General features: G+C 70.9%; 12 protein-coding genes. 9 read left to right on the top strand and 3 right to left on the bottom strand.

The annotated features are described in order from the left end of the window. Positions 1-32 precede the first annotated feature (32 nt). Entirely contained in the window at positions 33-2,183 is a 2,151-nt protein-coding gene (locus VDQ83_RS03760; RefSeq protein ID WP_455433912.1) for a phosphocholine-specific phospholipase C, read from the bottom strand. Between the two features lie 85 nt (positions 2,184-2,268). Continuing rightward, positions 2,269-4,659, bottom strand: coding sequence for a TonB-dependent receptor (locus VDQ83_RS03755; RefSeq protein WP_455433911.1), 2,391 nt, complete (start codon positions 4,657-4,659; stop codon positions 2,269-2,271). Positions 4,660-5,202: 543 nt separating this feature from the next. Between VDQ83_RS03755 and VDQ83_RS03750 the strand changes: the two genes are divergently transcribed. Then, positions 5,203-5,544 carry an FmdB family zinc ribbon protein gene (locus VDQ83_RS03750; protein WP_309921373.1) on the top strand — a complete coding sequence of 114 codons (342 nt, stop codon included), beginning with the start codon at positions 5,203-5,205 and terminating at the stop codon, positions 5,542-5,544. A gap of 145 nt (positions 5,545-5,689) precedes the next feature. Here VDQ83_RS03750 and VDQ83_RS03745 read toward each other — a convergent pair whose 3' ends face one another. Continuing rightward, complete coding sequence (locus VDQ83_RS03745; RefSeq protein ID WP_455433910.1) at positions 5,690-6,679, bottom strand: DUF3011 domain-containing protein; 990 nt, start codon at positions 6,677-6,679, stop codon at positions 5,690-5,692. 158 nt (positions 6,680-6,837) lie between these two features. On the opposite strand from VDQ83_RS03745, the gene aspS reads away from it, so the two are divergent. The 8 genes from aspS to VDQ83_RS03705 all read left to right on the top strand — a co-directional run bounded on the left by aspS (position 6,838) and on the right by VDQ83_RS03705 (position 14,367). Then, on the top strand, positions 6,838-8,595 hold the full coding sequence (gene aspS / locus VDQ83_RS03740) for an aspartate--tRNA ligase (protein WP_455433909.1): 1,758 nt from the start codon (positions 6,838-6,840) through the stop codon (positions 8,593-8,595). A 3-nt stretch (positions 8,596-8,598) separates the two neighbouring features. After that, positions 8,599-9,123, top strand: a complete 525-nt coding sequence (locus tag VDQ83_RS03735) for a GNAT family N-acetyltransferase (protein ID WP_455433908.1) — start codon at positions 8,599-8,601, stop codon at positions 9,121-9,123. A 108-nt stretch (positions 9,124-9,231) separates the two neighbouring features. Then, on the top strand, positions 9,232-9,543 hold the full coding sequence (locus VDQ83_RS03730; protein WP_455433907.1) for an I78 family peptidase inhibitor: 312 nt from the start codon (positions 9,232-9,234) through the stop codon (positions 9,541-9,543). Next, positions 9,515-10,213 (top strand): esterase/lipase family protein, encoded by a 699-nt coding sequence (locus VDQ83_RS03725; protein ID WP_455433906.1) that lies wholly within the window; start codon positions 9,515-9,517, stop codon positions 10,211-10,213. Before VDQ83_RS03730 ends, VDQ83_RS03725 begins: the two co-directional genes overlap by 29 nt. An 80-nt stretch (positions 10,214-10,293) precedes the next feature. Beyond that, complete coding sequence (locus VDQ83_RS03720; RefSeq protein ID WP_263395400.1) at positions 10,294-11,019, top strand: YebC/PmpR family DNA-binding transcriptional regulator; 726 nt, start codon at positions 10,294-10,296, stop codon at positions 11,017-11,019. 90 nt (positions 11,020-11,109) lie between these two features. Further along, complete coding sequence (ruvC, locus tag VDQ83_RS03715; RefSeq protein WP_286038015.1) at positions 11,110-11,685, top strand: crossover junction endodeoxyribonuclease RuvC; 576 nt, start codon at positions 11,110-11,112, stop codon at positions 11,683-11,685. A 127-nt stretch (positions 11,686-11,812) separates the two neighbouring features. Further along, positions 11,813-12,397, top strand: coding sequence for a Holliday junction branch migration protein RuvA (gene ruvA / locus VDQ83_RS03710; RefSeq protein ID WP_263395398.1), 585 nt, complete (start codon positions 11,813-11,815; stop codon positions 12,395-12,397). A 53-nt stretch (positions 12,398-12,450) separates the two neighbouring features. Continuing rightward, positions 12,451-14,367, top strand: a complete 1,917-nt coding sequence (locus VDQ83_RS03705) for a potassium transporter Kup (protein ID WP_263395397.1) — start codon at positions 12,451-12,453, stop codon at positions 14,365-14,367. Positions 14,368-14,373: the final 6 nt, after the last annotated feature.

Here is a 14,373-nt window from a genome sequence, read left to right as displayed (position 1 = left end):
CATCGCGGCCTCTCCGAGCGAAGGCGGGGCGCTCAACCGGGCGCGGCGATCTCGGCCACCTCGCTCTGGTACAGCTGCGCCGGCCCGCCCATGGCCGGATCGCTGACGCTGGCCTTGCCGGTTTCCACGCGCCCGGCCAGGCGCTGGCGCGCGCGGTCCTGCACCAGCCACAGGTCGTACCAGCCGCCGGTCGGCGCCGCGTTCCAGGCGAGCCGCCGCTGCGCGCCCGGGGCCACGCTCAGGCGGTCGTGCGGTTGCGCCTGCGCGTAGGCGCCCGGCTGCAGTTGCACGTGCAGGGCGCTGTCGCCGGGATTGCGCAGCAGCAGGCACAGCGCCTGCGGATCGTGCGCGTCCTGGGCGATCTCGGCCTGCAGCAGCGGTGCGTCGAGGTCGCCGCGGTAGTGGCGGTGGAAGCCGTTGGGGCCGAGCAGCCACAGGTCGTAGCGGCCGTCGTAGGTGGTCCAGGTGGCGTCCAGCGTCGCGCCGCCGCCGACCGTGTAGCGCCGCGGAATCGCCGCCAGGTCGTAGCGGTCGTAGACGTGCAGCACCGCGGCCGCGCCGGCATTGGTCATCCGCAGCCGCACTTCGCCGCGCGCGTCCACGTGTTCGAACTGCACCGTGGGGCGATACGGCAATGCGCGCGAGCGGCGCACGCCGAACGGCTGTTGCGGCGCCTGCACGGTGGCCGGCAGCGGCGGCAGCGCATGCTCGCGCAGGGCGGCCGCGCGCGCCGCGGCGGCGCTCACATCGGGCAGCGCGGCGACGAACGGGCGCGTATCGGCCTGGCGGAAATCGAAGGCGTCGAGCAGGTCGCCGCAGACCGCGCGGCGCCATGGCGTCAGTCCGCTCGCGGCGACGCCGAAGCGGCGTTCCAGCAGGCGCAGCACCGAGGTGTGGTCGTAGACCTGCGAGTCGATCCAGCCGCCGCGGCTCCACGGCGAGATCACGTACAGCGGCACCCGCGGGCCCAGGCCATAGGGCCGGCCGCGCAATTCCGGCAGGTCGGCCTTCTCGTCGCCCGGCGCCGGATGCAGGTGGTATTCGCCGTCGGTGCTGACCGTCGAGGCGCCGGCCCAGCCGCCGGCCGCGGCCGCATCGGGCGAGGGCGGCGCCGGCGGCGGCACGTGGTCGAAGAAGCCGTCGTTCTCGTCGAACATCAGCAGCAGCGCGGTGCGCGCCCACACCTGCGGATCGGCAGTCAGCGCGTCGAGCACGCGCGCGGTGTAGGCCGCGCCCTGCGCGGGGCTGGACGGATCGGGATGCTCGCTGCCGGCGGCGTCGGCGATGATGAAGCTCACCGCCGGCAGCCGCGCGGCGAGCACGTCCTCGCGCAACTGCGCCAGCGTGCGCGTGCCGACCCCGCGTTCGCGCAGTTGCGGATCGTGGCCGGGCGCGCCGCGCCAGGCCGCGCGGAACGGCGCGAAGCCGGCCAGCGGGTTGTCGGTGAAGTTGTCGGCCATGTCCTGGTAGATCTGCCAGGACACGCCGGCCTGCTGCAGCGCTTCGACATAGCTGGGCCAGCGGTAGTCTTCCGCATGTCCGCCCAATTCGGGAAAGTTGTCGTGCGAGTTGGCAATCACCGGCCCGCCGGCGCGCGCATGCGCATCGTTGTGCCCGGTCCACAGGAACACCCGGTTGGGATTGGTGCCGGCCTGGATCGCGCAGTGGTAGGCGTCGCACAGGGTGAAGGCCTCGGCCAGCGCGAACTGGAACGGCAGGTCGTCGCGTTCGTAGTGGGCCAGCGCATGGTCGCGCTTGGCCGCGGTCCAGTGGCCCATGCGGCCGTGGTCCCAGGCCTGCTGCGCGTTGGGCCAGGTGTGCGGCGTGCCTTGCACGCGCATGGTGGCGAAGTCGCGCGCGGTGTGCAGCGGGAACGGCGCCAGCAGCCGGCTGCCGTCCGCGCTGGGCTGCAGCCAGACGCTGCGCCGTGCCGCCTCGGGCAGCGGCGGCGCCGGGATCGGGAAGCGGTCGCCGAAGCCGCGCGCGCCGGGAAAGCTGCCGAAGTAGTGGTCGAAGGCGCGGTTCTCCTGCATCAGGATCACCACGTGCTGCAGGTCCTGCAGGGTGCCGCTGCGCACGTCCGGCGCGATCGCCGCGGCGCGGGCGATGCTGGGCGGCAGCAGCGCTGCGGCGGCACCGGCGACGCCGGCCTGCAGCAGGCGGCGGCGGGGAAGATCGGTCATGGCACGGGCACCGGCAGGACGGAACGAAGAGGGCTCGCCGACGGCATCGCGCCGCCGGCGAGGGCGCAGCATGCGGGCTGCGCGATTACAGATCCAGCGTCAGGGTCAGGCCGACCGTGCGCGGTGCGGCGATGAAGGCGCTGTCGCTGCCGTCCACGCCTTCCAGGTAGCGCTTGTCGGTGAGGTTGCTGACGTTGAGGTCCAGCTTCACGCCCTGCAACTGCGCCGACAGTTGCGACAGGCTCAGGCCCAGGTGCGCGTCGAAGGTGGTGACGCCGTCCAGGCTGGCGCTGTTGGACGCATCCAGGTAACGCTTGCCCAGGTAGCGCCCGGAGATGCCGAACGCCCAGGCCTGGCCCTGCCAGTCGGCCGAGGCGACCAGGGTGTTGCGCGGCTGGCCGATCACCTGCGAGCCGGGGGTGATCTCCAGCGCCGTGTCGCGCGCCGCGTCGCCGCTGCCCAGGTAGGTCGCCTTGTTGAAGGTGTAGGCGCCGTTGATCCGCCAACCGTTGTCCCAGCCGTAGCCCAGCGCCGCTTCCACGCCGCGCGCGTGCACGCCGCCGAAGTTCTCGTAGACGCCGTCGGTCTCGCCCAGGTAGTCGATGCCGTCAACGAAGTTGGCCGGCACGTAGACGATGCGGTTGTCGAAACGGATGTCGTACACGGTGACGCTGCCGGTCAGCGGCCAGCGGCTGATGCGCAGGCCCAATTCGACGTTGTCGGCGGTTTCCGGCTTGACCCGGCTCAGCGCCACCGGGTCGGTCTCGCCGAGCACGCCGGAGGGGATCGCGGCGAAGTTCTGCGAGTAGCCGGCGAAGGCTTCCAGGCCCTTGACCGGCGTGGTCCAGGTCAGGCCGGCGGAGAACAGCGGATCGGAATGCGCGTCCGACGCGGCGTGCTGGCTGTCGCCGATGCGGCGGTCGCGGGTCTGGTCGACGAAGAACTGCTTGACGCCCACGCGCCAGGCGAAATCGCCGTAGCGCATCAGGTCCTCGACGTAGTACATGCGCTCGTCGGTGTCGTAGCGGTCCTTGAACTGCACCCAGTACGGGCTGTGGTCGAAGGCGATGTTGGTGCCGACGTTGAGCAGCCGGTGCCAGTCGCGGGTGACGCTGCGCTGGTACTTCTCCAGCCACACGCCGGCGCGCACGGTGTTGTCGATCGCGCCCAGCGCGGTGCGCCATTCGGCATCGGCGGTGAACCCGGCGCGGTCGTTGTCGTAGTGGCTATGGCGGTAGGACTGCACCGCTTGCGAACCGGCCGGGTAGCAGGCCGGGTCGGACTCGGCCGGCAGCGTCGCGCTGCCGCTGCAGCCGGCGCGCATGGTCGCCGCCGCGCCGCTGGGGGTGACGAAGTAGATCTTGCCCAGGTCGCTGCCGCCGTACACGGTGCGCCCGCCCCGGTATTCCGACTCCGGGCTGCCGCTGCCGTCGTCGCTCACGTCCACCAGGTACGGTGGGATCCAGTCGCCGCGGCCTTCCAGGCGGTGCGCGTAGCCGGCCAGCGTGGCCTTGAAGCCGTTGCCGCCGTCGAACGCGCCGCGCAGGTAGCCGAAGGTGTTCTTGCGCAGCGCGCGCGAGCCGGAACGGTAGTTCTGGTCCAGATAGGGAATGCCGGTCAGCGTGCCGGTCAGCAGGTCGTGCTCGGGATCGCGCGCGAACTGCTCGGGGGTGACGCTGGTGTATTCGGACTCGTCGGCGTCGTCGTAGGACAGGTAGCCGCTCAGTTTCCATGCGCCCAGTTCGCTGTCGAACTTGCCGGCCAGGTGGTCGCGGGTGGTGTGGCCGCTGCCGTCGATCCAGTCGTCGTTGCTGCTGTGCGAGGCGCTGAGCCAGGCCTTGGTGCTGCCGATCAGGCCGGTGTCGTAGCGGGCGTAGTACTTGCGCGCATCGTTGTCGCCGATGCCCACCGCCACACGCACGCGCTGCGCATCGAGCGGCTCGCCGGTCAGGTAGTTGAGCGTACCGCCCAGCGCCTCGTTGGAGCGCGAGGCGATGTCGGCGGTGCCCTGGCTGACTTCCACCGTCTCCAGGTCCAGCGGATCGATGAAGCGGTTGGCCTTGGCGCCGCCGCCGTAGGCCGAGCCGCCGTTGGGCAGGCCGTCGATGGTGGTGCCGATCTGCTGGGTGTCGCGGTTGCTGACGAAGCCGCGCATGCTGATCTGCGTGCCCCAGTCGGAGGAGCCGAACGCGTCGGCCTCGGTCACGATCACGCCCGGAAGTTCGTTGAGCACGTCGTTGACGCTGCCCATGGCGAACTGGCGGTCGAGCATTTCCTTGCTGACGCTGGTCTTGGCGTAGGTGGTGGCCTGGCCGACGACCTGGACCTGCTCCAGGGTGGACACCTGCTCGCCAGCATCGGCGGGGGCCGCGGGAGCGCCGGTGTCGCTGGCGGCCTGGGCGTGGGCGACCATGGCCGACAGCAACATGGCCAGCGTGGTCCGCCGCGGGACACGGAAACTTTTCGGAAAATTCATCAAGGGTGAACGCTTGCATGTGGGGGACCGCGATGGTGTCGGCACATGGTTGCGTGGATGTGACTGTCGGTTTGCGGCCCTTGTGCGCACGCCTCTGCGGTGGCGGCGCGCTCGGCTGCTCCTTCTCCCATCGGGGCTACGGCCCCTTTGGTGGAAGGTGCCCGAAGGGGCGGATGAGGGGGGCGGACGCAGCCTCGTGCGCCCAGCGGGTCGCTTCGCGCCGGACCCTCACCCCAACCCCTCTCCCGACGGGAGAGGGGCTTAAGGCAGGTCGCGGCTTTTCCTTCTCCCCTCGGGAGAAGGTGCCCCGCAGGGGCGGATGAGGGTACGGGCGCAGCCTCGTGCACCCAAACCCCGCGAGTCGCTTCGCGCCGTACCCTCACCCCAACCCCTCTCCCTTGGGAGAGGGGCTAAGGGCTCGGCGGCTGGCGGCGCTATGGCCTCGGCAGGCACCGCCTTGGCGGCCGCGCCGACGGCATCGCTTGAAAGCCTGCGCCCGGGCCCCATACTGGCGGCCTCTGTTCCTCTCGCGTTTTTGCCGCCATGCCGATCTATGCTTTCCAATGTGCCGAGTGCGGTCACAGCTTCGACCGCCTGCAGAAACTCTCCGATCCCGATCCGGACGCCTGCCCGTCGTGCGGTGCGCCCGCGATCAAGCGGCAGCTGACCGCGCCGTCGTTCCGGTTGTCCGGCAGCGGCTGGTACGAGACCGATTTCAAGAAGGACGGCGACAAGAAGCGCAACCTGGCCGAGTCCGGCAGCGCAACCGGCGGCACCGGCGAGGCCAAACCCGCCGCGGCGCCCGCGGCCTCCGACGCCAAGCCCGCCGCTGCCGCGGCCAGCACGCCGGCGCCCGCGCCAGCGGCCAAGCCCGCCGCGACCTGAGGGCGCGCCTGTAGGCGGCGTCGCGCGGCTCGCCCGGCCAGGCACCTTTGCCACCGGCGGCCCGATGCCCGCAGTAGCAGCCAACGCCCGAAATGCGAACGGCCCGGAGTCGCCTCCGGGCCGTTCGCGTTTCCGCCTGGGAAGATCAGCGGGCGCCGAAGCGCGCCCGGCAGCCTTCCTTGACCCACACCGCGTTGCCCTCGTAGCCCCAGTTGCGGCCTTCCACGCAGGTGGTGCCGGACAGCTGCTGGATCACCGCCGGGCGGCCCTGGCGGCGGTCCCAGGCGCAGCTGCGCAGGCGCTTGTCGTCGCTGCTGCAGGTCACCGAGTAGTCGCCGCCGCCGGACGGCGGACGGCCCGGGCCCCAACCGCCGCCACCGCCACCGCCACCGCCCCGGCCTTCGGCGAATTCGCCGCGGCAGCCATCGTCGACCCACACCGTGCCGTCGCGCTGGCCCCAGCTGCGGCCCTCGATGCAGCGGGTGTCGGACAGCTGCCGCACCAGCACCGCGTTGCGCCAGCCGGTGTTGCACACCCGTTGCCGCTGGTCCTGGCTCTCGCAGCGGATGGTGCCGCCGGGACCGGCGCCGCCGCCATTGCCGCCGCCCCAGTTGCCGCCACCGCCGCCGTCGCTCCAGCCGCCCCGGCCCTCGGCGAAGCGGCCGCGACAGCCGCGGTCCACCCACACCGCGCCGGGACCGGCGCCCCAGGTCTGGCCCTCGATGCACGGCGAGTCCGACAGCGTGCCGACCAGCCGCGCGCGGCCGCGGAATGGGGTCGCGCACTGGCGGCGCTTGCGGTCGCTGCTGGAGCAGGCGATGGTCTGCGCGGTGGACCCGGGCTGCGGCCGCCACTGGCCGCTGCTGCCGCGCAGCGAGGTGGCGATGTCCTGCTGGATGCGGCCGAAGCCCCAGCCGCGGTCGATCTGGTCCAGGTAGAACTCCAACTGGTCGTCGGGGATCTGCCGGCCGCGCGACTGGTCGGCGTACTCGCGCTCGATCGCCCGCACCCGGCTCGGCACCGACAGCTGCCGCAGGTCCTCCGGCGCGTAGGCGCGCGCGCTCTGCGCGGCCACCGGCGCGCTGGCCAAGGCCAGTCCGGCCACCAATAGCCAACCGCTGAGATGCTTCAACATGGGTCCCCTCCGATGCCCGTGAATGTGGGCGGACTATAGCCTCACGGAAACTTAAGGCCAGGTGAGTTGCGGCGCGATTTGCCCGGGCCGGCGCCGCGCCGCAGAATATCCGGCTTGCCGGCGCCTTCTGCGGCGGCGGTCCCTCCTTGGAGTTTGCGATGCGTACCCACTTCTGCGGCCTGGTCGACGAGACCCTGATCGGCCAAACCGTCACCCTGGCCGGCTGGACCGATGTCGCCCGCAATCTCGGCGGCGTCTGCTTCATCGACCTGCGCGACCACGAAGGCATCGTGCAGGTGACGGTGGAGCCGGAGAACGCGGAGGTGTTCGCGGTCGCCGCCTCGCTGGGCTACGAGGACGTGCTGCAGGTCGAAGGCGTGGTGCGCGCGCGGCATGCGGTCAACGACAAGCTGCGCAGCGGCAAGGTCGAGGTCATCGCCACCCGCATCAGCGTCCTCAACAAGGCCGCGCCGCTGCCGTTCCATGCGCACGAGAACCCCGGCGAAGAAACCCGCCTGAAGTACCGCTACCTGGACCTGCGCCGCCCGGAGATGCAGCGCATGCAGCGCACCCGCATCAAGCTGGTGCAGGCGCTGCGCCGGCACCTGGACAGCAAGGGCTTCCAGGACATCGAGACGCCGATCCTGGCCAACGTCACTCCGGAAGGCGCGCGCGACTTCCTGGTGCCGGCGCGCATGCACCCGGGCGAGTTCTACGCGCTGCCGCAGTCGCCGCAGCTGTTCAAGCAGATCCTGATGGTGGCCGGCTTCGACCGCTACTACCAGATCGCGCGCTGCTTCCGCGACGAAGCGCTGCGCGCCGACCGCCAGCTCGAGTTCACCCAACTCGACATGGAGTTCGCCTTCGTGCGCGAGCGCGACGTGCAGGACTTCGTCGAAGAGATGATCCGCGCCATCTTCAAGGAAGTGGCCGAGGTCGAACTGGACGCCAGCTTCCCGCGCATGACCTGGGCCGAGGCGATGCGCCGCTACGGCTCGGACAAGCCGGACCTGCGCATCGCGCTGGAACTGGTCGACGTGGCCGAGCTGGTCAGGGACAGCGAGTTCGCGGTGTTCAGCGCCGCCGCCAACGACGCCGATGGCCGCGTCGCCGCGCTGCGCATCCCCGGCGGCGCCAGCCTGTCGCGCAAGCAGATCGACGAGTACGCCGCGCACGCCGCCAAGTACGGCGCCAAGGGCCTGGCCTACATCAAGATCGGCGACAACGGCGAGATTGCATCGCCGATCGCCAAGTTCTTCGGCGACGCGGCCTTCGCCGCGCTCGTCGCGCACGTCGGCGCCGGCAACGGCGACATCGTGTTCTTCGGCGCCGGCGCCTACGGCAAGGTCTCCGATTTCATGGGCGCGCTGCGGTTGAAGGCCGGCAAGGACTTCGCCCTGGTCGCCGACGGTTGGCGGCCGCTGTGGGTCACCGATTTCCCGATGTTCGAGTACGACGAGGAAGCGCAGCGCTACGTCGCCCTGCATCATCCCTTCACCGCACCGGCGGTGGAGGACATCGACGACCTGCGCGCTAACGCCAGGACCGCGGTGTCGCGCGGCTACGACATGGTGCTCAACGGCAACGAGATCGGCGGCGGCTCGATCCGTATCCACCGCACCGACATGCAGGCGGCGGTGTTCGAACTGCTCGGCATCGGCGCCGAAGAGGCGCGGATCAAGTTCGGCTTCCTGCTCGACGCGTTGAAGTACGGCGCGCCGCCGCACGGCGGCATCGCCTTCGGCATCGACCGCATCGCCGCGCTGATGGCCGGCACCGACTCGATCCGCGACGTCATCCCGTTCCCCAAGACCACCGGCGCGCAGGACCTGATGACCGGCTCGCCGTCGCCGATCAGCGAAGAGCAGCTGGCCGAAGTGCACGTGCAGGTGCGCGCCAAGCCGGTGCAGGGCTGAGTGATGGCATTGGCGATCCGCCAGGCCACGCCGGACGACGCCGCCACGCTGGCGGCGATGGCCGCGGCCACCTTCACCGAGACCTTCGGCCACCTGTATTCGCCGCAAGACCTGCATGGCTTCCTCGACGAGCACTACACCGCGCAGCGGCAACGCACGATCCTGCAGCACCCGGACTACGCGATCTGGCTGCTGGAGGACGACGGCGTGGCGGTGGGCCACGCCGCGGCCGGCCCATGCGGCCTGCCGCATGCCGAGGTGCAGCCCGGCGACGGCGAACTGAAGCGGCTGTACCTGCTGCGTTCGCACCAGAACAGCGGCTGGGGCAGCCGCCTGTTCGAGACCGCGCTGGCCTGGCTGGAACACGCCGGCCCGCGCACGCTGTGGATCGGGGTGTGGTCGGAGAACTTCGGCGCGCAGCGCTTCTATGCGCGCTACGGCTTCGAGAAGGTCGGCACCTACGAGTTCCCGGTCGGGCAGACCCGCGACCTGGAATTCATCCTGCGGCGCCTGCCGCGCTCGGCATAGCCTCGCGCGGCACGCATGACCGCCATGCCGGCGCGGCCAGCCGATCGGCAGGGCCGGCGACATGGCGCAGTAGACTGGCCACTCCTCCCGACCCGACAGGAGAGTGCCATGCCGCGATCACTGAAATACGCCGCCGCCGTGCTGCCGCTGCTGGCCGCGTGCGCGCCATCGGCCTCGCTGCAGCCGGCCAGCGGCGGCCCGGCCGGGCAGGGCGACGGCCGCTGCCAGGCCGAGCCGGTGACCTGGGCGGTCGGCCAGGTCGCGACCGAGGCGACCATGGCCAGGCTGCGCAAGGACAGCGGCGCCGGCTTGGTGCGGCCGATCGCGCCGGGCCAGCCGACCACGCGCGACCTGCGCCCGGACCGGCTCAACGTCTTCGTCGGCGCCGACAATGTCATCACCAAGCTCGGTTGCGGCTGAGCCGGCCGGCGCGTGCGCAGCGCGGCCGGAGCCGGACACCGGTGCCGCCGCAACGCCGCAGGTGCTGCTGTTGCACGGCATCTGGAACGGCCGCGCCTGGCTGGGGCCGCTGGCCTGGCGGTTGCGCCGCGACGGTTTCCGCGTCGCCAGTTTCGGCTACTCGACCGCGTTCGGCGGCGCCGAGGCGGCGGTGCCGCGGTTGCAGCAGCGGATCGAGCGCCTGGCCGCGCACGGGCCGCTGGCCCTGGTCGGGCACAGCCTGGGCGGGCTGATCGCGCTGCAGGCCCTGCGCCAGGCGCCGCAGCTGCCGGTGACCCGGGTGGTGTGCCTGGGCGCCCCGCTGGCCGGCAGCGCGGTGGCGCAGGCGCTGCTGCGACGCGGCCTCGGCGCCGCCCTGGGCCGCAGCGCGGCCTTGCTGCAGCAGGGTCTCGGACTCTGGGACGGGCGCGCCGCGGTCGGCATGGTCGCCGGCAGCGTCGCGTTGGGACTGGGCAACCGCTTCGTCGCGCTGGGGCCGGAGTCGGACGGCACCGTGGCCCTGGCCGAGACCCGCGTGCCCGGCCTGCACGACCATTGCCTGGTGCGCGCCAGCCACAGCGGCCTGTTGTTCTCGCCGGCGGCCGCGCGCCAGACCGCGGCGTTCCTGCGCCATGGCCGCTTCGCCGCCTGAGCGCGGGCACCGCGGATGGGGGCGCGGCGGCGCAATCGAGTAAAATCCGCCGCTTGTCCTTCTGATGTCCGGAACGCCCCATGGGTAGAGGCCCCTCGATCGAAGCCCGCAAGAACGCATCCGATGCGAAGCGCGGCAAGATTTTCACCAAGATCATCCGCGAGATCGGCGTCGCCGCGCGCGCCGGCGGCGGCGACCCGTCCAACAACCCGCGCCTGCGCGTGGCGATGGACAAGGGCCTGGCCTCGAACATGTCCAAGGACGTGATCGAGCGCGCGATCAAGAAGGCCACCGGCGAGCTGGAAGGGGTCGAGTACGAGGAAATCCGCTACGAGGGCTATGCCCCGGGCGGCGTGGCGGTGATCGTCGACTGCCTGACCGACAACCGCGTGCGCACCGTGGCCGACGTGCGCCATGCCTTCAGCAAGTGCGGCGGCAACATGGGCACCGAGGGCTCGGTGGCCTTCATGTTCAAGCGCCTGGGCGTGCTCAGCTTTGCCGCCGGCGCCGACGAGGAGAAGATCACCGAAGCGGCGATCGAGGCCGGCGCCGACGACATCGTGGTCTATCCGGAGGACGGCGCGATCGACGTGCTGACCTCGCCGGACGCGTTCCACGCGGTCAAGGACGCGATGCAGGCGGCTGGCCTGGCCGCCGACCATGCCGAGATCAGCTTCCGCGCCGACAACGACATCGCCGTGGAAGGCGACACCGCGCTGCAGGTGCGCAAGCTGCTGGACATGCTGGAAGACCTGGACGATGTGCAGGCGGTCTATTCCAATGCCGACCTGGGCGGTTATGCGTGAACTGAGGCGCGGGACCGGGGACCGGGGACCGGGGACCCGTAACGGCGCAAGGCACAGGTACGTCACTGCCCGGCGCGTCGAGGTGTTCCAATGCGCGCCCCGGTGAGCGCTTCCGGTCCCCGGTCCCCGGTCCCCGGTCCCGGCGCCGTGCGCATCCTCGGCATCGATCCCGGCTCGCAACGCACCGGCGTGGGCATCATCGACGTCGACGCCGCCGGCCGCACCACCCATGTGCACCACGCGCCGTTGCTGCTGCTCGGCGAGGGCGACTTCTCGCAGCGGCTCAAGCGCCTGCTGCACGGGCTGGGCGCGCTGATGGAGGAATACCAGCCGCAGGAAGTGGCGATCGAGCGGGTGTTCATGGGCAAGAGCGCCGATGCGGCGCTCAAGCTCGGCCACGCGCGCGGCGCGGCGATCTGCGCGGTGGTGCTGCGCGATCTGCCGGTGCACGAATACGCGGCCAAGGAGATCAAGCTGGCCATCGTCGGCAAGGGCGGGGCCGAGAAGCAGCAGGTGCAACATATGGTCGGCCTGATGCTGAGCCTGACCGGCAAGCTGCAGGCCGACGCCGCCGACGCGCTGGCGGTGGCCATCACCCACGCCCACGTGCGCGCGACCGCGCAGCGCCTGGGCATCAGTACGCAACAGGCTTGGAGCAGGAAATGAGTGGAGCCGGGATTCGGGATTGGGGATTGGGGATTGGAAACGGCCGCGCGCAAGCGCGGACGCCGCCACGTCTTTGCGAATCCCCAATCCCCAATCCCCAATCCCGGCGCCTCGCACGAGGCGCCCAATGATCGGCCGTCTGCGCGGGATCCTCGCCTACAAGCAGCCGCCGTGGCTGGTGATCGACGTGGGCGGGGTCGGCTACGAGCTGGAGGCGCCGATGAGCACCTTCTACGACCTGCCCGACGTCGGCCGCGACGTGATCCTGTTCACCCACTACGCGCAGAAGGAGGACAGCGTGTCGCTGTACGGCTTCCTGCGCGAGGGCGAGCGGCGCCTGTTCCGCGACGTGCAGCGGGTCACCGGCATCGGCGCCAAGATCGCGCTGGCGGTGCTGTCGGGGGTCAGCGTGGACGAGTTCGCGCGGATGGTCACCGCCGCCGACGTCACCGCGCTGACCCGCATCCCCGGCATCGGCAAGAAGACCGCCGAGCGCATGGTGGTGGAACTGCGCGACCGCGCCGCGGACTTCAGCGGCGGCGCGCCGATCACCGGCCAGCTGGGCACCGACGCGGTGTCCGAGGCCACCGTGGCGCTGCAGCAGCTCGGCTACAAGCCGGCCGAGGCGGCGAAGATGGCGCGCGATGCCGCCGCCGACGGCGACGAGGTCGCCACCGTGATCCGCAAGGCCCTGCAGGCCGCGTTGCGCTGAGCCGGCGCCGTACCCCTCTTCTTCACGCCTTGCGGCGCTAACCTGATCCCCTCATGTCCTCCACTCCCGTTCCATCCCCCGGCTCAGGCCATTCGGCCGATGCGCATGGCAAGGCCGGCTTCGCGCTGGTCATCGGCGCCATCGGCGTGGTGTTCGGCGACATCGGCACCAGCCCGCTGTACACGCTCAAGGAAGCGTTCTCGCCGCACTACGGCCTGAGCAGCGACCACGACACCGTGCTCGGGGTGCTGTCGCTGGCGTTCTGGTCGCTGATGATCGTGGTGACGCTGAAGTACGTCACCATCATCATGCGCGCCGACAACGAGGGCGAGGGCGGCATCATGGCGCTGATGGCGCTGACCCAGCGCACCATGCGCAAGGGCTCGCGCTCGGCCTACGTGGTCGGCATCCTCGGCATCTTCGGCGCCTCGCTGTTCTTCGGCGACGGCGTGATCACCCCGGCGATCTCGGTGCTGGGCGCGGTCGAGGGCCTGGAGGTGGCCGCACCGGGCCTGCACGCCTTCATCGTGCCGATCACCGTGGTGGTGCTGGTGATCCTGTTCCTGGGCCAGCGCTTCGGCACCGAGAAGGTCGGCAAGGTGTTCGGCCCGATCACCTGCCTGTGGTTTCTGTCGCTGGCGGCGATCGGCATCTGGAACATCGTCGACGCGCCGGAAGTGCTGAAGGCGTTCAACCCGTGGTGGGCGATCCGCTTCTTCCTCGAGCACGGCTGGCACGGGGTGTGGATCCTCGGCGCGGTGGTGCTCGCGGTGACCGGCGGCGAAGCGCTGTACGCGGACATGGGCCACTTCGGCGCGCGTCCGATCCGCCACGCCTGGTACTTCTTCGTGCTGCCGTGCCTGGTGCTGAACTACCTGGGGCAGGGCGCGCTGGTGCTCAAGCATCCGGCGGCGCTGAAGAACCCGTTCTTCGAGGCGGTGCCCGGCTGGGCGCTGTACCCGATGATCGTGCTGGCCACGCTGGCGGCGGTGATCGCCTCGCAGGCGGTGATCACCGGCGCGTTCTCGATCGCGCGCCAGGCGATGCAGCTGGGCTACATCCCGCGCATGCTGATCAAGCACACCTCGCACGACACCATCGGCCAGATCTACATCCCCGGCATCAACTGGCTGCTGATGGTGATGGTGATCGCGCTGGTGCTGATCTTCCGCAGCTCCACCAACCTGGCGGTGGCCTACGGCATCTCGGTGTCGGCGACGATGCTGATCGACACCCTGCTGCTGGCGCTGGTGGCGCGCGCGCTGTGGCCGCGCTGGCGCAACTGGGTGCTGCCGCTGTGCGTGGTGTTCTTCGTCATCGACGCCGCGTTCCTGATCGCCAACGGCGCCAAGCTGCTGCAGGGCGCCTGGTTCCCGGTGGCGCTGGGCATCGTGATGTTCACCATGATGCGCACCTGGCGCCGCGGCCGCGAGCTGCTGCGCGAGGAGATCCGCAAGGACGGCATCCAGATCGACAGCTTCCTGCCCGGGCTGATGCTGGCGCCGCCGGTGCGCGTGCCGGGCACCGCGGTGTTCCTGACCGCCGACGCGACCGTGGTGCCGCATGCGCTGATGCACAACCTCAAGCACAACAAGGTGCTGCACGAGCGCAACGTGTTCCTGACCGTGGAGACCCTGCCGGTGCCGTACGCCTCGGCGCGGCAGCGGCTGAAGATGGATGCCATCGGCGACGAGTTCTACCGGGTGATCGTGCGCTTCGGCTTCATGGAAACCCCCGACGTGCCGCTGGCGCTGATGCGCTCCTGCGACCAGGGCGGCATCTACTTCGACCCGATGGACACCACCTATTTCGCCAGCCGCGAGACCATCGTCGCCAGCGCCAACCGCGGCATGCCGATCTGGCGCGACAAGCTGTTCGCGGTCATGCACCGCAACGCCGCCCCGGCCACCGGCTTCTTCCGCATCCCGGGCAACCGGCTGGTGGAGCTGGGGGCGCAGGTGGAGATCTGAGTGGGG

The organism is Xanthomonas sp. WHRI 7945 (assembly GCF_035026585.1).
Note: the sequence above shows the minus strand (reverse complement) of the source record. Positions and strands in the feature narration are given on the sequence as shown.